Source organism: Paraburkholderia sp. BL17N1 (assembly GCF_003634175.1).
Classification (GTDB): Bacteria; Pseudomonadota; Gammaproteobacteria; order Burkholderiales; family Burkholderiaceae; genus Paraburkholderia.
In genome coordinates, this window is sequence record NZ_RBIW01000001.1 from 2,446,828 (window position 1) to 2,468,697 (window position 21,870).

Annotated in this window: 18 protein-coding genes; 8 read left to right on the top strand and 10 right to left on the bottom strand. The window is 65.4% G+C overall.

The features are described 5' to 3' along the window. The first annotated feature begins 48 nt into the window (after nucleotides 1–48). A complete protein-coding gene (gene orn, locus B0G82_RS11050) occupies nucleotides 49–660 on the top strand; it encodes an oligoribonuclease (protein ID WP_116118010.1) in 612 nt (203 codons plus the stop codon). 6 nt (nucleotides 661–666) lie between these two features. Here the strand turns inward: orn and mog are convergent, their stop codons facing one another. Both mog and yjgA read right to left on the bottom strand, forming a co-directional pair. Further along, nucleotides 667–1,311, bottom strand: coding sequence for a molybdopterin adenylyltransferase (mog, locus tag B0G82_RS11055; protein WP_121307383.1), 645 nt, complete (start codon nucleotides 1,309–1,311; stop codon nucleotides 667–669). Continuing rightward, nucleotides 1,292–1,906 carry a ribosome biogenesis factor YjgA gene (gene yjgA, locus B0G82_RS11060; protein WP_121308655.1) on the bottom strand — a complete coding sequence of 205 codons (615 nt, stop codon included), beginning with the start codon at nucleotides 1,904–1,906 and terminating at the stop codon, nucleotides 1,292–1,294. The genes mog and yjgA overlap by 20 nt, the downstream gene beginning before the upstream one ends. A gap of 317 nt (nucleotides 1,907–2,223) precedes the next feature. Between yjgA and pmbA the strand changes: the two genes are divergently transcribed. Beyond that, the gene (pmbA, locus tag B0G82_RS11065; RefSeq protein ID WP_116139640.1) at nucleotides 2,224–3,594 is read left to right on the top strand and encodes a metalloprotease PmbA; all 1,371 of its coding nucleotides are present in this window, start codon (nucleotides 2,224–2,226) and stop codon (nucleotides 3,592–3,594) included. Between the two features lie 155 nt (nucleotides 3,595–3,749). Here pmbA and B0G82_RS11070 read toward each other — a convergent pair whose 3' ends face one another. Both B0G82_RS11070 and B0G82_RS11080 read right to left on the bottom strand, forming a co-directional pair. Further along, nucleotides 3,750–4,250, bottom strand: a complete 501-nt coding sequence (locus tag B0G82_RS11070) for a dihydrofolate reductase (protein ID WP_106283800.1) — start codon at nucleotides 4,248–4,250, stop codon at nucleotides 3,750–3,752. Nucleotides 4,251–4,574: 324 nt separating this feature from the next. After that, nucleotides 4,575–5,072: a hypothetical protein gene (locus B0G82_RS11080; protein WP_121307385.1), complete on the bottom strand. Its 498-nt coding sequence runs from the start codon at nucleotides 5,070–5,072 to the stop codon at nucleotides 4,575–4,577. 535 nt (nucleotides 5,073–5,607) lie between these two features. Here B0G82_RS11080 and B0G82_RS11085 point away from each other — a divergent pair. Beyond that, nucleotides 5,608–7,002 (top strand): sigma-54 dependent transcriptional regulator, encoded by a 1,395-nt coding sequence (locus B0G82_RS11085; RefSeq protein WP_106283797.1) that lies wholly within the window; start codon nucleotides 5,608–5,610, stop codon nucleotides 7,000–7,002. 274 nt (nucleotides 7,003–7,276) lie between these two features. Next, nucleotides 7,277–8,248, top strand: a complete 972-nt coding sequence (locus B0G82_RS11090; RefSeq protein ID WP_116139646.1) for a thymidylate synthase — start codon at nucleotides 7,277–7,279, stop codon at nucleotides 8,246–8,248. Nucleotides 8,249–8,354: 106 nt separating this feature from the next. Here B0G82_RS11090 and B0G82_RS11095 read toward each other — a convergent pair whose 3' ends face one another. Further along, nucleotides 8,355–10,778, bottom strand: a complete 2,424-nt coding sequence (locus B0G82_RS11095) for a DUF6600 domain-containing protein (protein ID WP_121307386.1) — start codon at nucleotides 10,776–10,778, stop codon at nucleotides 8,355–8,357. Between the two features lie 182 nt (nucleotides 10,779–10,960). Then, nucleotides 10,961–11,680 (bottom strand): helix-turn-helix transcriptional regulator, encoded by a 720-nt coding sequence (locus B0G82_RS11100; protein WP_121307387.1) that lies wholly within the window; start codon nucleotides 11,678–11,680, stop codon nucleotides 10,961–10,963. A 227-nt stretch (nucleotides 11,681–11,907) separates the two neighbouring features. On the opposite strand from B0G82_RS11100, the gene B0G82_RS40035 reads away from it, so the two are divergent. The 4 genes from B0G82_RS40035 to B0G82_RS11115 all read left to right on the top strand — a co-directional run bounded on the left by B0G82_RS40035 (nucleotide 11,908) and on the right by B0G82_RS11115 (nucleotide 15,323). Then, entirely contained in the window at nucleotides 11,908–12,051 is a 144-nt protein-coding gene (locus B0G82_RS40035) for a hypothetical protein (RefSeq protein ID WP_199730076.1), read from the top strand. Between the two features lie 115 nt (nucleotides 12,052–12,166). Next, nucleotides 12,167–13,423 (top strand): MFS transporter, encoded by a 1,257-nt coding sequence (locus B0G82_RS11105; RefSeq protein ID WP_121307388.1) that lies wholly within the window; start codon nucleotides 12,167–12,169, stop codon nucleotides 13,421–13,423. Beyond that, complete coding sequence (locus B0G82_RS11110; RefSeq protein WP_121307389.1) at nucleotides 13,423–14,670, top strand: helix-turn-helix domain-containing protein; 1,248 nt, start codon at nucleotides 13,423–13,425, stop codon at nucleotides 14,668–14,670. The genes B0G82_RS11105 and B0G82_RS11110 overlap by 1 nt, the downstream gene beginning before the upstream one ends. A gap of 146 nt (nucleotides 14,671–14,816) precedes the next feature. Beyond that, the gene (locus B0G82_RS11115; RefSeq protein WP_116139653.1) at nucleotides 14,817–15,323 is read left to right on the top strand and encodes an acyl-CoA thioesterase; all 507 of its coding nucleotides are present in this window, start codon (nucleotides 14,817–14,819) and stop codon (nucleotides 15,321–15,323) included. A gap of 154 nt (nucleotides 15,324–15,477) precedes the next feature. Here B0G82_RS11115 and fumC read toward each other — a convergent pair whose 3' ends face one another. The 4 genes from fumC to B0G82_RS11135 all read right to left on the bottom strand — a co-directional run bounded on the left by fumC (nucleotide 15,478) and on the right by B0G82_RS11135 (nucleotide 21,659). After that, complete coding sequence (gene fumC, locus B0G82_RS11120; RefSeq protein ID WP_121307390.1) at nucleotides 15,478–16,878, bottom strand: class II fumarate hydratase; 1,401 nt, start codon at nucleotides 16,876–16,878, stop codon at nucleotides 15,478–15,480. Between the two features lie 15 nt (nucleotides 16,879–16,893). Continuing rightward, a complete protein-coding gene (locus tag B0G82_RS11125) occupies nucleotides 16,894–18,528 on the bottom strand; it encodes a phospholipase D family protein (protein ID WP_199730130.1) in 1,635 nt (544 codons plus the stop codon). A gap of 303 nt (nucleotides 18,529–18,831) precedes the next feature. Next, a complete protein-coding gene (locus B0G82_RS11130) occupies nucleotides 18,832–19,791 on the bottom strand; it encodes a bile acid:sodium symporter family protein (RefSeq protein WP_116139657.1) in 960 nt (319 codons plus the stop codon). Nucleotides 19,792–20,246: 455 nt separating this feature from the next. Beyond that, nucleotides 20,247–21,659, bottom strand: coding sequence for an MATE family efflux transporter (locus B0G82_RS11135; RefSeq protein WP_121307391.1), 1,413 nt, complete (start codon nucleotides 21,657–21,659; stop codon nucleotides 20,247–20,249). Nucleotides 21,660–21,870: the final 211 nt, after the last annotated feature.

The following is a 21,870-nucleotide window of genomic DNA, read 5'->3' on the forward strand; positions in this document are numbered from 1 at the left end:
CAGGCGGGCTTGCACCAAGCCGTTTGCGCGGCCCTCAGGGTTGCCTTCATGACTGACATCCTCGCATCCACCGAACAGCCGCCGCTCGTGCGCAGCGACATGAATCTCGTCTGGCTGGACATGGAAATGACCGGGCTCGAGCCCGATTCCGACCGCATCATTGAAATCGCGGTGGTGGTGACGAATTCGACGCTCGACAGGCTAGTTGAAGGGCCCGTCCTCGCGATTCATCAGAGCGACGAGACGCTCGCCAAAATGGATCAGTGGAATCAGAACACGCATGGCCGTTCGGGCTTGATCGATCGCGTGAAGGCCTCGACGGTGAGCGAGGCCGACGCCACCGAACAGATCCGCGATTTCCTGAGCGTCTACGTGCCGCCGGGCAAATCGCCGATGTGCGGCAACTCGATCTGCCAGGACCGCCGCTTCATGGCGCGCTGGATGCCGGATCTGGAGCGCTTCTTCCACTACCGCAATCTCGACGTCAGCACGCTGAAGGAACTGTGCCGCCGCTGGCAGCCGACCATCTACAAGGGTTTCCAGAAGCGCGCGATGCACACGGCGCTGGCCGATATCCACGAGTCGATCGACGAACTCAAGTACTACCGCGAGCACTTTCTGATTCCGTCGGCACCGGAGAGCGCCAACGGCGCCGAATAAAATCGCCTAAGCCGGCCGGGGCGCGCGCTGCGCGTTCTTCGGCCGGAACGCCTTCACCACGGCGGCGTTGGTTTCCACGTACGGCCCGCCGATCAGGTCGATGCAGTACGGCACCGCGGCGAAAATGCCCGGCACCTTCACCGCGTCGCCTGCTTCGGCGTCGCGCAAACCTTCGAGCGTTTCCTTGATCGACTTCGGCTGACCCGGCAGGTTGATGATCAGCGCCGCGTGCTCCGCCGTTTCGCGGATCACCGCGACCTGGCGCGAAAGGATCGCGGTCGGCACGAAATTCAGGCTGATCTGCCGCATCTGCTCGCCGAAACCCGGCATTTCCTTGGTGGCCACGGCCAGCGTCGCCTCAGGCGTCACGTCGCGGCGCGACGGGCCGGTGCCCCCGGTGGTCAGCACCAGATCGCAGCCCACCTCGTCGACCAGTTCGGTCAGCGTGGATGAAATGGTCGGCGCGTCGTCCTGAATCAGGCGCGTGACCACTTGCCACGGCGATGTGAGCGCCGCGCCGAGCCATTCCTGCAGGGCCGGAATACCTTTGTCTTCGTACACGCCGGTGGACGCGCGATCGCTGATCGACACGAGACCGATCACAATCTCATCGGGGTGCTGACGTGCTGTCTTAGGCGTCGCGGTCGTCATCGTCGTCTTCGTCCAGGGCGTCGTCGGCGTCGGAATCGGTCTGCGCGGACGGTCCGTCCGCGTTCTTGATCCACTGGAACAGTTCGCGGAAATAGCGCGGCGGCTTGCTCTGCTGCGCTTCCTTGCGGGCGTTGCGGATCAGCGTGCGGCCTTGTTGCGGGTCGGCGTTCGGATGCTGGCGGATGAAATCGGTCAGCGCGGCGTCGTCGGCGAGCAGCCTTTCGCGGGTGCGCTCGATCCAGTGGAGTTTGGCCGTTTCCGCCTTGTTGACGCCGTTATAGGTGTCGAGCGCGGTGCGCAGCGCGGCGGTTTCCTCGTCCAGCAGCGAGCGCATCACGCGGCCGACATATTGCACCTGGCGGCGTTTGCCTTCGTGATCGGTGATGCGGCGCGCTTCGCGCACGGCGTCGTCGAGCTTTTCGGGCATCGGCATGCGCTTGAGCGCGTCTTTAGGCAGCGCGATCAGCGCCGAGCCCAGTTCCTGCAGCTCGTGCATTTCGCGCTTGAGCTGGGACTTGCTGGGACGGTCGTAGCCGTTCTCGTCGACTTCCGGCTCGGCGGTTTCGATGGGTTGAATGCGGGTTTTGCGTGTCATGCCGATATTGTAACGTGCCGCGCCCACCGAACCCGCGGTGCCGCCGCGCGCAAGGACTCGCGCATTGCGAAGCGACCACAGGGCGGCGCTCTGGCGGCGCTCGGCCGACCTGACGCAAGGCGCAGCGAATGCCAGGTACGGCGTCGCGTACCTTGCTATGATCGCGGGATACGCAACCAGACACACGCGCAAACACGGGCGCGCCTGCAGGCATGAGGCATGAGCGTGTCCGGTGCGAACACAGCAAACATAGCGAACATAGCGAACATAGCGAACCCACCCAGGGCCGCTCGGCCCCGAACAGGACGGCAACGACAATGGCAGCAGACATGGACGTCAAGCAGCGCTTTTTTCCGCATACCCAGGATGAACTGAAGGAAATCGCCTCGGACATCCTTCGTCACGCGAAGTCGCTCGGCGGCACCGACGCGGCGACCGAGATTTCCGAAGGCGACGGCCTGTCCGTCTCCGTGCGGCGCGGCGAAGTCGAGACGATCGAACACAACCGCGACAAGATGGTCGGCGTGACGGTGTTCATCGGCAACAAGCGCGGCAATGCGAGCACTTCGGACTTTTCTTCGCAGGCTTTGAAGGACACGGTCGCGGCGGCGTACAACATCGCCCGCTTCACGGCGGAAGACGATTGCGCGGGCCTCGCCGAAGCGGAACTGCTGGAAACGGCGCCGCGCGACCTCGATCTCTATCACCCGTGGAATCTGTCCGCGGACGAAGCGGTGGAAATCGCCCGCCGCGCGGAAGATGCCGCATTCGCGACCGATCCGCAGATCAAGAATTCGGAAGGCGCGAGCGTCTCGGCACAGCACTCGCAATTCGTGCTGGCCACCTCGCGCGGTTTCCTGGCGGGTTATCCGTACTCGCGGCACTACATCGCGTGCGCGCCGATTGCGGGCAGCGCCCGCAACATGCAGCGCGACGACTGGTACACGTCCACCCGCAGCGCGGAAGAACTGGCCGATCCGGAAGCGGTCGGCCGTTACGCGGCGCAACGCGCGCTGGCGCGCATCGGCGCGCGCGGCCTGGATACGCGCAAGGTGCCGGTGCTGTTCGAAGCGCCGCTCGCCGCGGGTATTCTCGGCGCATTCGTGCAAGCCACGAGCGGCGGCGCGCTGTATCGCAAGACCTCGTTCCTCGTCGACAGTCTCGGCAAGCCGGTGTTCGCGCCGCACGTGCAAGTGGTCGAAGACCCGCATGTCGCGCGCGCCATGGGCAGCGCGCCATTCGACGAAGAAGGCGTGCGCACCAGGCAGCGTTCGGTGGTGAAAGACGGCGTGGTGGAAGGCTATTTCCTGTCCACCTATTCGGCGCGCAAACTTGGCATGCAGACCACCGGCAACGCGGGCGGTTCGCACAACCTGTCGCTGCGCAGCTCGAACACGCGTCCCGAGGACGACTTCGAAGAGATGCTGCGCAAGCTCGGCACGGGCCTGTTGCTGACCGAACTGATGGGGCAGGGCGTGAACTACGTGACGGGCGACTACTCGCGCGGCGCGTCGGGCTTCTGGGTCGAGAACGGCAAGATCCAGTATCCGGTCGAGGAAATCACGGTGGCAAGCACGCTGCAGGAGATGTTCCACCACATCGTCGCGATCGGCGCGGATACGATCACGCGCGGCACCAAGCAGACCGGCTCGGTGCTGATCGAACGGATGACGATCGCGGGGCAGTAAGCGGGTTTAGCCTCTGTGCGGCCAGCGTTTTTAGCTGGCCCGTAAAAAGCAGAACGCCACGCAAGTCACTGCGTGGCGTTTTTTTATCCATGATCGGACGGTCGGCGCCGACCGTTTGCTTTGCGCGCGGCGCTAACGTCTCAAGCCAAAGAACCTTAAGCGCCTTTGCGCTTATATGTCACGAACGCGTAGTCGAAATCGTTCGGTGCATCCGCGCGATGCGTTTCATGCGCGACTTCTTCCCATTCGTTTTCGTCGAGCGCGGGAAAGGTGGCGTCGCCTTCGAAGTCGGCGGAAATCTCGGTGATGATCAGCTTGTCCGCCTGCCGCAAACCTTCCGCATACAACTGCGCGCCGCCGATCAGAAACGCTTCCGGCGCCTGATCCTGAGCGGCGAGCTTGAGCGCGTCTTCGAGCGTGGTGGCCGCGTCGCAGCCCTGGAAACGCCGGGCGGCATCCCGTGTCACGACAATGTTGCGGCGTCCCGGCAACGGCCGGCCGATCGACTCGTGCGTCTTGCGTCCCATGATGATGGGCGCGCCCATGGTGGTGCGCTTGAAGAACGCGAGGTCTTCGGGAAGTCGCCAGGGCAACTGGTTGTCGCGGCCGATCACGCCGTTGTTGGCGCGAGCGACGATCAGGGTGAGCGTCGTCATCGAATGGAAAGGGGAACGTAACCGGACTGATTCTACCTGACGCGCGGCTGCGCGCCGCGGCGGCGGGTTTTGGCATGGCGGCCGCGTAGTCGGCCGGAACGCGCCCTGCAAGCCGCGCGCTCGCCGCAGTGGATGCGGCTGCCTGACCACGCGGCTTCACGCAGCGTCATACAGGTTCACGAAACACCACCGGCCGCATCCGGCCCGCGCCGCCTCATTCGGGCGCGCGATCGCGCGCGGCAGACGCCGCTTTCTCGTCGGCGGTCCTCAATTCGCGCAACCCATGCTGACCCATCAGCCGATACAGCGTCACACGCGAGATATTCAGGCGGCGTTGCCTTGGGTGGCGCGCGTCGCGTCGATCGGAATCGGTAAAGGCGCGGGCGGGGCGATCTCGTCCCACAGCGTCACGCTGCTGCCGCTGCCGCTGCCGCTGCCGCTGCCGCTGCCGCCGTTGCCGCGCATGAGCTGCGGCGTCGCGGCCTCCATCACCATGCCGGCCGCGCCGCCACCTTGCCGCGCGAGCGCCTGGTCGTCGAGCGAAAAGTCGTTCACCGATGCAGCATCGGCCGGAATGCTCAGCGCGTTGGCGGCAAGCCAGGAGAAACGATTGGCGGCGCGCGTCGTCGGATCGGATGAGGCCAGCGCGTCGTTTGGAAAGATGGCGGAGCCTGTATCGGCGGATTCCGTCAGCGTGGCGGATGAAGCCTGTCCGGCCTCGTGTGCATTGGCGCCAATGGGCAGCATGATCAGCGCGATGGCGGTGCAAAGTGCCGCGCATGGTGCAATGCCGCCCAGATCGATGCGGAAAGCGAGTTGCATGATGTGTCTCCCTGGTGCACGGCAATTAGCGAAACATGTGCCATCACGCGCAATCCATTGAGGGATGAGGATGCGAGTGAAAACGTGGGAGTCACAATTCGGAAATGGGACAAAAACGTTTCAACGCTGAAACGATTGGCAGGAAATACCTGTAATTCGTTAAATTGGCCGGTACGAACTACCTTGCGGTCTACACAGGGAGAAGCGCTTCCACTAATCTTTTATTCGTCGGCTGAATAACTGTTTATCGCCTGCGAAACCACACAGCGTAAGGAGTGCGCGATTAAATTCGCATAATTGTTTTCCAAGCGGCGCGCGTATAGTAAGCTCTCGAAAAAGAACTTCACATTTAAAAAAGCCCGCTAACGGGCCGTCTCAAACACACACGCCGCTTTCTTGGGGATCAGCTGTCCGCACGGAATGGAATGGCCGTTCGGTTTTTGCCATATCGCGAATCCCGAATGAGTCAGCGTGTCTGAACTCGTTTCAGGTGCGTGCGTCATCCTTAACGTTCGTTGACGAGAGGATCTGAATAATGGAACCCGCAACGCGGCAACTGATTTACGTTTCGCGCGATCCGAGCGCGGAGCTGAATACTCGGTTTCACCAGCGCGGCTGGCATGTCGAAGTCGTGGGGTCGGCGCGCGACGTGCGCCGGGCTGTTCGCGCCGGAATGGCGGCTGGCGGCCTGCTGGATCTGTCTAGCGAATTTCAGCCACACGAAATCGCTGCGTTCGAATCCTGCCTGACCATGCCGAATGTCGGCTGGGTCGCGGCCACCATGCCGGGACAACTGCAAGACGCCGCGTTGCGCCGGCTCGTGCGCGACTACTGTTTCGACTACGTCACGGTGCCGTATTCGGGCGACAGGATCGTCGATTCGGTGGGTCACGCCTACGGCATGATTTCCCTCGGCGAAACGGCTTCCAACGATGCGTCGCAAGGCGCCGAAGGCGAAATGGTCGGCTCGTGCGACGCCATGCTCGCGCTGTTCCGTTCAATCCGCAAAGTGGCGATGACCGACGCGCCGGTGTTCATCTCGGGCGAATCGGGCACCGGTAAGGAACTGACGGCGGTCGCCATTCACGAACGCTCGGCGCGGCGCAATGCGCCGTTCGTGCCGATCAACTGCGGCGCGATCCCGCCGCACCTATTGCAATCCGAACTATTCGGCTACGAACGCGGTGCGTTTACCGGCGCCAATCAGCGCAAGATCGGCCGGGTGGAAGCGGCAAACGGCGGCACGCTCTTCCTCGACGAGATCGGTGATCTGCCGCTTGAAAGCCAGGCGAGCCTGTTGCGCTTCCTGCAGGAGCGCAAGGTGGAGCGCCTCGGCGGACACGGCGCGATCGACGTCGACGTGCGCATCATCTCGGCCACGCACGTGGACATGACCGCGGCGATGATCGAAGGACGGTTTCGCTCCGACCTCTACCACCGTCTGTGCGTATTGCAGATCGATGAACCGCCGCTGCGCGCACGCGGTAAGGATATCGAACTGCTCGCGCGGCACATGCTGGAACGTTTCAAGAAAGATGCAAGCCGTCGCTTGCGCGGCTTCGCGCCGGACGCGATCGCGGCGCTGCATAACTACGGCTGGCCGGGCAATGTGCGCGAGCTGATCAACCGCGTGCGGCGCGCCATCGTGATGTCGGAAGGGCGCGCGATCACGGCGCGCGATCTCGAGCTTGCCGAGTACGTGGAGATCGTGCCGGTGTCGCTCGCGCAGGCGCGTGAAGCGGCCGAACGTCAGGCGATCGAGCTGGCGCTATTGCGTCACCGCGGGCGTCTCGGCGACGCCGCCCAGGAACTCGGCATCTCGCGCGTTACGTTGTACCGGCTGCTGTGCTCGCATGGCATGCGCCATATGGAAGGGGAGCCGCTCGCCACGCCGCACGGCGAATTGCCGGCCTCGGTGCCGCATCTGTAAATCGTTCGACGGGCCTCGCGGGTCTCGTGGGCCGGTAAACGATTTCAAGAGCGGATTCCAGCAGCGCGTTCAGCACCTTTCGAGCAATCCTGCGACCGGCCGTGTGCCGTTCGCTCGCGCCAAACTCGCAACACTTCGTCTCACCTTTTCCCTCGATATTTTTGATGCCGCGCGTCACGACCGGGCGTCGTCCCGCCGCACTTGTTAAAATCGGGTTTTCCGCTCAATCTCCGTGGCGCCCGGATCGACTCGCACGCGCCTCGAAGGAACCCGAATGAAACAATACCTCGACCTCGTCCGCACGATTCTCGACACCGGCACGTGGCAGGAGAATCGCACTGGCATCCGCACCATCAGCATGCCGGGCGCGATGTTGCGCTTCGACCTTCAGCAAGGTTTTCCGGCGGTCACCACGAAGAAACTGGCGTTCAAATCGGCGGTGGGCGAACTGGTCGGGTTCCTGCGCGCCTCGCGCAGCGCCGCGGATTTCCGCGATCTCGGCTGCAAGGTGTGGGACGCGAATGCCAACCAGAATCCGCAATGGCTCGCCAATCCGTATCGCCAGGGTCCGGACGACCTCGGCGACGTATATGGCGTGCAGTGGCGCCAGTGGCCGGCCTACAAGGTGCTGGACGCGAACGCGGGCGCGCAGCTGGCCGACGCGACCGCACGCGGCTTCCAGGTGGTGACCGAATTCGAGGAAGACGGCAGCAACAAAATCCTGCTGTATAAGGCGATCGACCAGTTGCGCCAATGTCTGGACACGATCATGCAAAACCCGGCGGACCGGCGCATTCTGTTTCATGCGTGGAACCCCGCTGTGCTCGACCAGATCGCGTTGCCGGCTTGCCACCTGCTGTATCAGTTCCTGCCCAATGCGGTGACCAAGGAGATTTCGCTGTGCCTGTACATTCGCAGTAATGACATCGGACTCGGCACGCCGTTCAATCTGACCGAAGGCGCGGCGTTGCTGCATCTGGTCGGACGACTGACGGGTTACACGCCGCGCTGGTTCACCTATTTCATCGGCGACGCGCACATCTACGAGAACCAGCTCGACATGTTGCAGCAGCAGCTCAAGCGCGAACCGTACGAAAGCCCGGCCTTTGCGATCTCGGAGCGCGTGCCGGAGTATGCGAAAACCGGCGTGTACGAGCCGGAATGGCTCGAGAAGATCGAGCCGTCGGATTTCTCGCTGGTCGGCTACCGGCATCATGAGCCGCTCACGGCACCGATGGCTGTTTGATCCTCGGGCGGGTCGGAAAGCTGCCCATTCGCATAAAGAAAAACCGCCGCGATGCGAATCGCGGCGGTTTTTTTACGCTCCGTGCCAACCCGCCGGCGGGAGGCGCTCAGCCTTTGCGATGCTCGTCGTGGTTGCCGCCGCCCGAATGCTGGTCGCCGTGCTGCGGCTGTGCCTGAGGACGCGGCTGCTGCGCCTGCTGCGGATGCGGCTCCTGACGCGGTTGCTGTTGCGGCTGCGGCTGCGGATGGAACTCCGGCCGGGGTTGCTGCTGCGCCTGCTGCTGACGCGGCTGTTGCTGCGCCTGAATTTCTGCCGGACGCGGCGCCCGCGGCTCAGGCTGACGCTGCGGTTGGGCCTGCTGCTGCGACGGTTGCGGTTGCGGGCGAATCTCCTGCTGACGCGCCTGCTGCTGTTGCTGTTGGGCCGCCGGATTCTCCGCGGGACGCGGCGCGCCGTGCTGCTGCGCGCCGGGTTGTTGCGCCGCGAACTCCGGCCGTCCTGTCTGCGGCTGCGGGCCGCCGTGCTGCTGGGCTTGCTGCGCCATCGGCGTGTGCGGCTGGGTCCAGGCCGGCTCGTGACGCTCGTTTAAACCCGGGTTCGCGCCCGGCTGCTGACCCGCCTGCGGCGGCATACCCCGCTGCTGCTGCTGCTGCTGTGCAAACCCCGCCGGATTGCCACTGTTCGCTTGCGGCGGACGCGGCACACCGTTCGACGGATGGCCCGCCTCGCCAGCCTGCGGCCGCTGGTTGGCCATCTGCGGCGGCATGCCCGGCCGCGCTTGCGGTTCGCCGCCATGCGGTGCTTCGCCCGGCCGCTGCTGCATTCCATTCGGTCCACCCGGCGCACCGGCTGCCATCCCCGGCGCACGTCCGGCGATATGCGATTGCACGACCCGCACGTTCTGCACCGGCAGCGCGCCCGGTCCGCCCGCCATGTGCGCCGGCACCGAGGTCCGCACGATAGGCTGACCGCCGCCCGGCACCCGTCCGCCGCTTTGCGCGAAACGCTGCGCGAGGCTGTCGTGGTAGGCCGCCGGCATCACCGGACTACGTGTCGCCACCACCGGACGCGTCGTCACCGCCGCCGGCGGCCGGTAATTCGCGTTGCGCTGGCCCGGCCCGAAACTCTCCCGCACCGGCGCGATGCCCGGACCGCCCGGGTTGATCTGTGCGTTGCGCCATTGCCGCGGATCGACCTTCTGGGCGAAGCGCCCAACCGGCTGTCCGTGCACGAAGGCCGTCGCCGGCACTGCGGTCACGGCGCCCGGCGCGCGGTAGTTGATGTATGTGTTGTGAATGTTGGTCACATTCACGTTGCGGTTGTAGTTGTTGACGATCGTCGTCCGGTTGACGCGGTTGTAGTAGCCGGGACTCCAGTGATCGTGACCGCCCCAATGCGGATGCCACGGCTCGCCTGGCCCAAGCGGGAACCACGCGACGCCGGCGGCGACCGCTCCGCCGATCGCCAGATCCACCCCCCAGTTCACGCCGCCGCCACCGCCGCCCACGAAGGCAACGAGGGCCGGCGCGTAGACGGGCGGCTCGCTGACCGCGACCGGTCCCGGCACCCACGCCCACGAGTCGTCGACCTGAGCCCAACGGCCGTAGTGGTAGGGCGCGAAGCCCCATGGCGCGTCGTCGACCCAGGTCCAGCCCCACGGCGCCTGCCACACCCAGTGGCCGTCGCGATACGGCGCCCAGCCGGCGGGCGTGCCGCGCGGCACCCAGACTTCGCCGTATTGCGGCGAGCTTTGCCACGTGCCGTTGGCGTCGAGGTCCTGGTAGCCGGGAATGTCGCGCGACACGTAGCGCGCCGACACCGAGCGGTCTTCCGCGGCGTCGCGGCCGGCCGCCCATTGGTCGAAGGCGTCGAGGCCAGGCGCGCCATTGTCGGCGAGCTGTTGCAGGTTGGTGCCGCCAAAGCGGATCTGCTGGCCGGCCGCGATCGGCACCTGGCCGCTGTCGCCGTATACCGTGGCGCCGCCGCTGCGCACGGTGACGGTCGTGCTGCTGCCGTCGGGTGCGACATCGACGCGATAGTCGCCGGGGCCGTTCAGGCCGAGTGCGAGATTGGGCGTATCGATCTCGTAGGACGAGCCCGGTGCGAGCTCGCGCACGCGCGCCGTCAACGTGCCTTGCGCGACTTTGAGTTGCGCGCTGTTGTCGTCGAGGTTGAGCAGATCGAGGCTGGTGGACGGTCCGAGGCGCACCGCGGTCGAGCCGATGTGCAACTCCGAGCGCGCGTTCTGATCGTTCCACAACTGGTCGCCGGTGGTGAGCGGGCGATTGACCTGGGCGTACGACCAGTCGGTGGCGCCGGCCGGTTCGGTGGTCACGGCGCCCGCCGTGTAGTTCAGACGCGCGACGCGGCCAGGCGGATCGGTGTTCTGCGTGGCGGCGGCGCTCTGCGGCGCCTGTTCGATTTCCTGCGCAAAGGTGGCCTGGCCTGCCAGCAGAAAGGCGGCGGCTGCGATCAGCGTATAGCCGATAACGCGGCGGTTCGAATAGCGGTGTGGGATGACTGTTCTCATGATTTGGCTCCGACGGACGCGGCATCGTGCGGCATCCGTGCAGTCACTGTACCCGCGGCGTTTGTTTCAAGACCCCCACTTTTGTAAGGCCGCCTCACCAGCGTGTAACAAAAGGTCTCGATAAGGCGATTCGTAAGCTGGTTGCCGATTTCCTGTAACCGCGTCACGCACTCAGGTGCGCATCACGCGGCGAGAAACGCGTCGAAATGACGATGCCCAGTCGGCGTGATGCGCAGAATTCGCGGCCGCTCGGTGCGCTCGACCCAGCCGTGCGAAGTCCACGAATCGAGCAGCGCTGCGCCGAGGGCGCCGCCCAGGTGCGGACGCCGTTCGCTCCAGTCGGGGCAGGTGCAGGCAAAGCGCCGGCGTCGGCTTTTCTGGGCCGACGTGTCGATGCCCCAGTCGGCGAGGCGGGCAATGCCGTCGGCGGTCGCTTCCAGCGACGTGCCATGCAGCGTCAGCAGACCGCCTTCGACCAACCGCTCGAACACGCGCACCGACAATTCGCCGGCCATGTGGTCGTAGCAGGTGCGCGCGTAGCGCATGTCGAGCGGCACGGTGCGCGCGGGGCGCGGCACGGGACGCTGCGGCGCGCTGACTTGCGCGACGTTGGCGAGCGCTTCGATCGACGCGGCGATATCCGGCGACGCGATCCGGAAATAGCGATGCCGGCCACGCACTTCGAGTGCGAGCAGGCCGCCGTCGGTCAGGCGCGCGAGATGGGCGCTGGCCGCCGACGGCGAGAGCCCCGCGATCATCGTCAGCTCACCGGCCGGGCGAGCGCTGCCGTCCATCAACGCCCACAGCATGGCGGCGCGGCCGGGATCGGCGAGCAGTGCGCCGATGCGGCTCAAGCCGGGGAAATGGTGCTGGTTCTGTTCGTCTGCGAGAGTGGCAGGCATCTGATGTCTCCGGAGAGCAGCGCTTTTGTCGCGCCATGTAGGCCACTGTATCGGGCCGCGCGATTCGATGTTTCAGCTTAGCGTGAAGGGTCGGATGCAGCAGCTACGAAAACCTGGCAGGCAGGTAGCGGGTAGCGGGTTGGGTGTTGGCCCGCGAGCCGCGCTTCGGTGCCGCCCAAGACCGCCAGGCTAGAATCGAAGCCTGTCCTAGCAGGAAACACGCAGCCATGAAAACTCTCCTTGCCGTCGTTGCCGCGGCATTGCTGCTCGGCGCATGTGCGCAGGGCGGCGGCGCGTCAGGCTCAAGCGCGGGCACCGGCAGCATCACGATGTACGGCACAATCGACGAAGGAATCTCGGTCCACAAATAGGCGAGCGGCCGGCCACTGATCACGCGTGGCAGAAATTGATGCACCATTGGCATCTCTGCCACCGGCATTCATGTGACGATCGGGTCATCTCACTTCCGCCGCCTTGGACCTTTCGATGCCACCGTCCGCCGCTTCCACCGTCCCCGCCCGTTCAGCCGGCCTGCGCGAGACCGATCCGCACGACCGGCGCGCCGCGCGCGTGCTGGCCGTGTGCCAGGCGCTGTACACGTCATCGGTATCGATCGATCTGACGCTGACCGGTCTGGTCGGTTACACACTCGCCGACGATAAAGCGCTCGCCACGCTGCCGTTCTCGCTGATCACCGTCGCCGCCGCGCTGACGACTATCTTCGCGTCGTTCCTGATGGCGCGCGTCGGCCGGCGTGCCGGCTTCGTGCTCGGCGCGGGCGTCGGCGCGCTCGGCGGCGCGGTGTCCGTATGGGCGATCTTTCATCAGAGTTTCTGGACTTTCTGCGCCGGCACGGCGACCGTTGGCGTGTTCCAGGCATTCGCGCAGTACTACCGCCTCGCCGCCGCCGACGCGGTCGGCATCGACGACAAAAGCCGCGCGATTTCGACCGTGCTGGCGGGCGGCGTGGTGGCCGCCGTCTGCGGACCATTGCTTGCCGCGTGGAGCAAGGACTGGCTGGCGCCGGTCGCATTCGCGGGTTCGTATGCGCTGGTCACGGGCTTCGGGCTTTTATCGATTGCGTTGCTGACACTGCTGTATCGCGATAAGGCGCCCATCGCGAGCACAGCGGCAACTCACGAGGCGGCGCGGCCGCTCGGCGAGATCGTGCGGCAGCCGATCTTCGCGGCGGCGCTCGCCAACAACGCGCTCGGCTACGCCGTGATGATGTTCGTGATGACCGCGACGCCGATCGCCGCAGTCGCCTGCGGCCACACGATCGGCGACGGCGCGCAGATCATCCAGTGGCACCTGGTCGGCATGTTCGCGCCGTCGCTCTTTTCCGCGCGGCTGATCAAACACTTCGGCGTGCTGCGGGTGATCGGCACGGGCATTGCGCTGTCTGCGCTGTGCGGCGTACTCGCCTTGCGTTCGACCGATCTGCCGCATTTCTATGCGGCGCTCGCCTGTCTCGGCGTGGGCTGGAATTTCATGTTTGTCGGCGGCTCGACGCTGCTCGCGCAATCGTACCGGCCGTCGGAGCGGGCCAAGACGCAGGCCACCAGTGAGTTCACGACGTTCGCGTTTTCCGCGCTGGGTTCGCTGTTTGCAGGTCAATTGCTGGCCCGTTTCGGCTGGGCGACGATCAATGCCGCGATATTTCCGCTGCTCGCGGCGGCGGCGCTGGCCACGCTCGGGTACGCGTGGTCGCGCAAGCGGCAATTAATGGCGGAGGTGTCCTGATGGCGGTGCGTCATATCGTTTTCGCGGTCGCACCGGATCTGGTGCTGCTCGACGCTTGCGGACCGCTGGAGGCGTTCTGGCGTGCGGAGTTGACGGTCGCCGGGACGGCCGGCGCTGGCGTGGCCCAAGCTGTGGGCAGCGATGAGGGAGGCGCCTGCGACGCGGGCCGAACGGGCATATCGATCAGTTCGGCCAATTCGGCTGGTCCAGCTAACTCGGCAAGTTCGGCTAGTTCGGACGACGCGGCTAATCCGTACAGTGCGGCTAGTGCAGCCAGCTCACCCAGCCCCAGCCGCCGCGTGCCGCAACCCGTGGCCTACCGTACGACAGTGGCCTCGATCGACGGCGGCATCTTGCAGACCTTCCCGGGTTTGCCGATCGTCACCGAACGGCTCGACTCACTCGACGATCAGCCGATCGACACCCTGATCGTTCCCGGCGTCCCCGTTGACGAACACTGCACGCTGCAGCCGGAACTCGTCGCGTGGATCCGGCGCCATGCGCCACGTGCGCGGCGCGTGTGCTCGGTGTGCACCGGCGCGTTCTATCTGGCGGCGGCGGGCCTGCTCGACGGCCGTCGCGCGACCACGCATTGGCGCGAAGCGCCGCGCCTCGCGCAGCGGTTTCCCAACGTCCACGTGGATGCCGATCCGATCTTTATCCGCGATGCCGGGCGCGGCGAAGGCGACAGCGTCGTGTGGACCTCTGCGGGCGTGACGGCGGGCATCGATCTGGCGCTGGCGCTGATCGAGGAGGACGTCGGCCACGCGGTCGCGATGCAGGCGGCGCGGCGGCTGGTGGTCTTCATGAAGCGGCCCGGCGGCCAGTCGCAGTACAGCGCGGCGCTGGCGGCGCAGGCCTCGGCGAATGGGCCGTTCGAGGCGCTGCATAGCTGGATGACGGCGCATTTGCGCGACGACCTGTCGGTCGAGCGGCTCGCTGAACGAACCCGGATGAGCCCGCGCACCTTCGCGCGGCGCTACGTCGACGAGGTCGGCCGCACGCCGGCTAAAACCGTCTCGGCGCTGCGGCTGGAGGCGGCTTCGCGCGCGCTCGCCGAATCGCGCCGGCCGCTCAAGCGGATCGCGCTCGACTGCGGATTCGGCAGCGAGCAGAACTTGCGGCGGGCTTTTCTGCGGCGTTTCGGCGTGCTTCCGCTCGATTATCGCGAGCGCTTCATGTCGGCGGCCCCGCCGCAAAACGCGGCCGTTTCCGAGGCCGCGTCTGAAATTGCCGAGGCGGGCTGAACGCGCATTCGCAACGAAAGCTCCCCGAAAGCCAAACTCGCGCTCCCGCCGGACTTTACCCGTGCGCTGCAAGCCCAGCCACGACGGGTCAATATTGCGCTCGTATAATCGCCTCCTTTCAATGCATCCGATTGACCGGAGTCAAGATGAGCAACCCTTCCGCAGCGCCGCTGGACCGTTCCGAAACCACTTTCCGCTTTCTGGCCGAGCCGAGCTCGGTCAACTTCGGCGGCAAGGTGCACGGCGGCGCGTTGATGAAGTGGATCGACGAAACCGCGTACGCGTGCTCGGCGGTGTGGTCCGGTCGCTATTGCGTGACGGTCAGCGTGGGCAATATCCGCTTTCGGCGGCCGATTCTCGTCGGTAACCTGGTCGAGCTGCGCGCCCGGGTGGTGGCCACGGGCCGCACCAGCATGCACATTCATGTTTCGGTGCACGCGGGCGACCCGAAAGGCGGCGAACTGCTGCAAACCACGGATTGCCTGATCGTGATGGTCGCCGTCAACGAGAACGGTCAGCCGGTGCCCGTGCCGGCCTTCGTACCGGAGACGGATGAACAGAAGCGCCTCGCCAGGTACGCGATGGACGTGAAGGAAGCGCTCGACGCGATCGTCGAACTGAAGCCGGAAGAGGTGGCGCAGGGGAAGGTTTAAGCGACGCCCGAAGGCGCCGCTCGCGGGCCGCGCGAAGCTGAAATGCGCGCGGCCTGCTGTCGTTTTGAATCACGCTGCTCGGCGAAGCACGCGAAGCACGCGAAGCACGCGACCGGCGCGGCCAGCCGCCCCGCGCGTGATCACAGGCATTCGCTTAACTCGCCGAATTGCCGACCATATCCTTCGGCTGCACCCATTCATCGAATTGCTGCTCGGTGACGAAACCGAGCGCCAACGCCGCGGCCTTCAGCGTGGTGCCTTCCTTGTGCGCCTTCTTGGCGATCTTCGCGGCCTTGTCGTAGCCGATGTGCGGATTGAGCGCCGTCACCAGCATCAGCGATTCGTTGAGCAAGGTCTCGATGCGTTCGTGATTCGGTTCGATGCCGACCGCGCAGTTGTCGTTGAAACTGCGCGCGCCATCGGCGAGCAGACGCACCGATTGCAGCACGTTGTGCGCGATCATCGGCCGGAACACGTTCAGTTCGAAATTGCCGCTCGCGCCGCCGATATTCACCGCGACGTCGTTGCCGAACACCTGCGCGCACAGCATCGTCAGCGCTTCTGACTGGGTTGGATTGACCTTGCCCGGCATGATCGAGCTGCCCGGCTCGTTCTCCGGAATCGACAGTTCGCCGAGGCCGCAGCGCGGGCCGCTTGCCAGCCAGCGGACGTCGTTGGCGATCTTGTTCAGACTCGCCGCCACAGTCTTCAGCCCGCCGTGCGCGAACACCAGCGCATCAGCCGCGGCCATCACTTCGAATTTGTTCGGCGCCGACACGAACGGCAAACCGGTCAGCTTGCCGATCGCGGCCGCCACCTTGTCGGCGAACTGCGGATGCGCGTTCAAACCGGTGCCGACCGCGGTGCCCCCCTGCGCCAGTTCGTAAAGATGCGGCAGCGCCGATTCCACGTGCCGGCTGCCATGGTCGAGTTGCGCGACGTAGCCGGAAAACTCCTGACCGAGCGTGAGCGGTGTGGCGTCCTGCAAGTGCGTGCGGCCAATCTTGACGATGTCGGCGAACGCCTTCGCCTTGCCGTCGAGCGTATCGCGCAGCGTCTTCAGCGCCGGCAGCAGATGTTTGACGATCGCATACGCCGCGGCCACGTGCATGGCGGTCGGAAACACGTCGTTCGACGATTGCCCGCGATTCACGTCGTCGTTCGGATGCACTTTGCGCGCTTCGCCGCGTTCGCCGCCGAGCAGCTCGCTGGCGCGATTCGCGATCACCTCGTTGAGGTTCATGTTGGTCTGCGTGCCGGAGCCGGTCTGCCACACGGCGAGCGGAAATTCATCCGGATGCTTGCCCTCGATGATCTCGTCGGCGGCCTGCATGATCGCCTTCGCCTTGCTTTCGTCGAGCACACCGAGGCCCAGGTTGACTTCGGCGGCGGCACGCTTGATCACGGCCAGCGCGGTGATCAGTTCAGGCGATTGCTTCTCGGTCGAAATGCGGAAATTCTGCAGCGAGCGCTGGGTCTGCGCGCCCCATAGACGCGCTTTCGGCACGGCGATTTCGCCGAACGTGTCGCGCTCCATTCGTACGTCTTCAGTCATGTTCCACTCCGCTGATCAAAGTTCTGCGTTGACGGGCAATAAGGAGAATAGACCTGTTAGCGCATTCCGGTACAAGCCGGCCTGCGGATCGAAAATGTAGGTGCGGCGCGCGCCGTTTTCGACGTCGGTCCACACGAGCGGCGAGAGCGGCGCGCCGATCGAGCGCAAGTAGGCGAGTTGCGCGTCGTCCGCGAGCGTGACGCGATAGCTTTCCTCAGGCCCGGTGGCGCGCTCGAAAATTCCCGCGACCTGTTCGGCGAGCGGCGGACTGTGAATCACCAGCGCCAGTTCGGTGTTCAGATTGGCCGAACGCGGGTCGAGATTCATCGAACCGATCACCAGAATCTTGCGGTCGATCACATAGGTTTTCGCGTGCAGACTGGCGCGCGAACGCGAGCCGGCAACGCCCGCGGTCGGCGTGTCCTGCTGCGGCTTGAATTCGTATAACTCGATGCCCTGTTTCAGCAGCGGCACGCGAAACGGGCTATAGCCCGCCTGCACGGCGACCGCGTCGGTGGCGGCGAGCGAATTGGTCAGCACGGCGATGCGAACGCCGCGATGCGTCAGTTCGCCGGCCGCCTTGACGCCCGAATCGTGTGGCACGAAGTAGGGCGAAATGATCAGAAAGTCCTTCTGCGCGTCGCGCATCAATTCGCCGAGCCGCTGCATGGGCGGACTCACATAATCCGGCGACGGATGCACGATCTTCTCCGGCAAGTCCGCTTTGAACTCGGCCGGCGCCCAAGTCAAGCCGAGCTGATTGTTGGCGATCTGCGCGGCGAGCGGCGTCGCGTTCAGCGGCTTGGCGTTGTACGGATCGGCGTTGGTGCGCCAGTGCTGACGCAAGTCGTCGCGCGTCTGGTCCAGTTCCTTCGCGTCGAACTTCTGCTTGTTCAGCACGCGCAACGGATAGGCAATGCTGCTGTTCCAGTAGTCGTCGAAACTGGCGGAGATGTCGGCGGTGATCGGGCCGGCGGCCAGCACGTCGAGATCGCGGAACTGCAGTGTTTCGCTCGCGCTGAAATATTCGTCGCCGAGATTGCGGCCGCCCACGATCGCGATCTGGTTGTCCGCGATCATCGCCTTGTTATGCATGCGGCGCGTGAAATGGCCGATCTGCGTGAACACGTTGGTCGTGCGTTCGAATACGCCTTGTTGCGCGCTGCCGAACGGGTTGAACACGCGAATCTCGATGTTGTCGTGCGAGTTCAGGCCCGCCATCATGCGGTCGATGTCCTTGAAGTTCAGATCGTCGACCAGCATGCGCACCCGCACGCCGTGGTCGGCCGCATAAAGCGCGGCACCGAGCAGCAGCTTGCCGGTGGTGTCCTCGTTGGCGATGTAGTACTGCATGTCGAGGGTTTTGGTCGCGGCGCGTGCGAGCGCGATGCGCATCTGCAAGGCGTCGGTGCCGCTTGCGAGCACACGGAAACCGGATTGATCCGGATGCGCGGCTTCGAGCGGCGCGAGCGCCGTGCGCAGCGGTGTCGTTTCCGTGGCGGCGAGTGCGTGGGTGACCTGACGGTCGAATGCGGTGGCGGGCGGTCGGCTCGCGCAGGCAGTCAAAAATGCCGTTGCGCAGCACAGAAGGAAGAAATGTCTCGTTGTCCCCAAGGCGGATTTTCTTTGAGGCATGCCGGACTCGCCCATGCGTTGCAGTGCGGCCCGGCTTTGATCTTGATGCGACGGCACGCTTTTCCCCTAGTTTGCAGACTTGTCATGGCGGCAGCGGGCGAACGGCTCACGCTGCCGAGAAATGCATTCTAAGGGGAATCAGGCTGATGGGCTTTTGATCTTGCAGATGGGCGCGGCGGCGCGTTTTCGCCTTGAAGCACGCGCGTTGCGGGCTTTGCGGTTACGTCATGGAGACAACCGCAGAAACTGTGATTGAACGACGATCGTGCAGGCCGCGCGCATCGGGCCGTGACAGGTGCGACGCGCGCGGCTCGCCTGTTATCCGCGTTCGGCGTTCAACACTTCTCCGCCGTCCACATGCGTCGAACCTTTCGCGGGACGTCCTGCCCAGTACCCCGCGAGCAGCGAGCCCGACAGGTTGTGCCACACCGAAAACAGCGCGCCGGGCAAGGCCGCGATCGGCGTGAAATAGAGCTTGCCGAGCGTCGCGGCGAGGCCCGAGTTCTGCATGCCCACTTCGATTGCGAGCGTGCGGCACACGGCTTCGTCAAAACCAAGCAGACGGCCGCCCCAGTAGCCGCCGAGCAAACCGATCCCGTTATGCATCACCACGCCCAGCATCACCACGAGGCCGACCGACGCGATGCTCTTTTGCGTGCCGCCCACCACCGCGCCGATGATCAGCACGATCGCGACCATGGAGATCAGCGGCAGGATCGGTTCGATCTTGCGCACGAACTTGCCGAACAGATGATTGACGATCAGGCCAACCACGATCGGCAACGCGACGATTTGCAGAATGCTCATCAGCATGCCGTGCACGTCGACGGCGATCGACGCGTCCACATACAGACGCGTGAGCAGCGGCGTCGCGAAGACGCCGACGAGTGTCGACAGCGCGCTGATCGTGACCGACAACGCGACGTCGCCGCGCGCCAGATAGATCATCACGTTCGACGCCGTGCCGCTTGCCACGCTGCCCACCAGCACCATGCCGGCGGTGAGATCGGGCGGCATGCGCAGCGCCTTGGCGATCACCCAGGCCGCAAGCGGCATGACGAGATAGTGCAGCACGATGCCGGCGATCACCGGCGCGGGCCGCGTGAAGACGCGCTGGAAATCGGCCACGGAGAGCGTGACGCCCATCGCCAGCATGATGATCGTCAGCAGCGTGGTGACGTGTGGCGCGACGCCGGCGAACGAGGCGGGCGAGAAGTACGCGGCAATCGAAACGAGCACGGCCCAGAGCGGGAAAAGACGGGTGACGCGGGCGAGCATGACGGGTGGTCCTTGATTATGTTTTATGGCGAGAAGCAGGGTTGGTCGAGCGGCGCGCCACCGGCGGTGGCGCGCTTGCGGGAGTCTGCCGCGTGAACGCGGCAAGCCTTGTCGGCGGATGATGGGCCTTCGGGCGGCGCTGGCCTTTTTGAGGCGCGCGAGCGAGTTTCTGGCGTGGGGCGCGGGTGCGCGTCTCTCAGCCGGAACACGATATTTTACCGTTCGCGGCGCATTGCACGTGCGTCTATGGTTGCACGCGCAACCACGTGCGCATCGTTCCACCGGAGTCGGGCGGCGGCGCGCCGAGCGTGGCAGTACCGCGTTGCAGGTTAGGCTTCACGTGGATTTGGCCGACGACGAACCCCGCGTTGCCGGACCGCGTTACGGGCACAGTTTCGCGCCTGCTTGCCCCTGCGATCCACCTGGCGCGGCCAGCACGCGCTTCCAACCCAACGTCAAACGGGTTTCACCGGCGACCCGCCGGACGTTGCCGGCATGCGCCGCAGGCTCAGTTTGTGGAAGCGCAGCGTCATCAGCAGCGCGACGCTGGCGAGGCCGGCCGCTAGCCCCCACCACAACCCGCGCGCGCCGAGGCCGAAGTGAAACGCCAGCGTGTAGCCGGTCGGAAAACCGATCACCCAGTAACCGAAGGCGGCGGCGATCATCGGCACACGTGTGTCCTTCAAGCCGCGCAGACAGCCGGAGCCGACCGTCTGCATGCCATCGACAATCTGGAAGATTGCCGCCACGCCGAGCAGCGAGCTCGCGAGTTTGACCGTGGCCGCATTGGCCGGGTCGTCGAGGTGCAAATAGAGGCCGACGATCCAGTGCGGCGCGGCGATCAGCACGAGGCCCGACAGCGTCATGAAGGCGACGCCGAGCGCGAGCGCGACGAAACCGGCGTGGCGCGCGGCGAGCGGCTGGCCGGCTCCGGACCAGAAGCCGACGCGCACGTTGGCCGCCTGGCCGATCGCGAGCGGTACCATGAAGGCCACCGAGGCCACATTCAGCGCGATCTGATGCGCGGCCAGTTGCGACTCGCCGAGCAGGCCGACCATCAGGCCGGTGGCGAGAAAGAGCGTCGACTCGACGCCGTAGGTAATCGCGACCGGCCAGCCGATGCCGAACAGTTCGCCCATCAGCGGCACGTTCGGCCGGGTAGCGACGACGAAATGGCGATAACGCGGGCGCAGGTGCAACAGCGCCATCAACACGAGCGCGCTCAGCCAGACGGTGATCGAGGTCGCGGCCGCCGAACCGAGAAAGCCGAGCTGCGGCAGGCCATAGGCGCCGTGGATCAGGCCGTAATTGAGAAAACCGTTCACGCCGACGCTCGCCAGCGACACCCACAAGAGCCGTTTGGCCGCGCCGATCGCCGGCAGGAACGAGCGCATCAGGCCCACGCCGATCAGGCTGCCGAGCGCGCCCCAGCGCAGCACCGCCGCATATTCGCCGACGTTGTGCGCAAGCAGCGCGGGTTCGCCGAAGGCGAGCAGGACCGGTGTGGCGAACGAGAGCAGGAAGAACGCCGGCACCGACAGCAGCACCGACAGCACCAGGCCGGTCCAGTAGATGTGCGGCACGCGGCCTTCGTCCTGGGCGCCGCGTGCGTGCGACACGCTCACGCTGACCGAGGTCAACACGCCCTGCAGCAGCGTGACCACCACGAAAAACAGATTCGCGCCGAGGCCGCCGGCCGCGAGCGCGTCGGGGCCGAGCGAGCCGAGCAGGATCGTGTCGGTGACGCCCATCGCCATTTGCGAAAGTTGCGCGATGGCGAGCGGCGCGGCCAGCCGCGCGGTGTCCGCAGCGTGGCGGGTCAGGGTCGGCAGCCGGGCGGCCACCCGGGTGATGCCGGATTGAGTCATGGAGCGCCTGGCGGCGGAAGTGGCGACAGCGCGACGGCGGGCGCGACGAGCGCGCGGGCGGTGGCGAGGGCAGCGGCTCGATGAGCCTCGGCGGACGCTCGAGGCAGCCGCCGGCCGGTGTGTCAGCCGATTGTTGGTCTGTTGAAACTGACAGCTTATTGCTTAGGCGCGGCGATGTCGATGGAAGAGGCACGATTTTGGTGCGCACGTT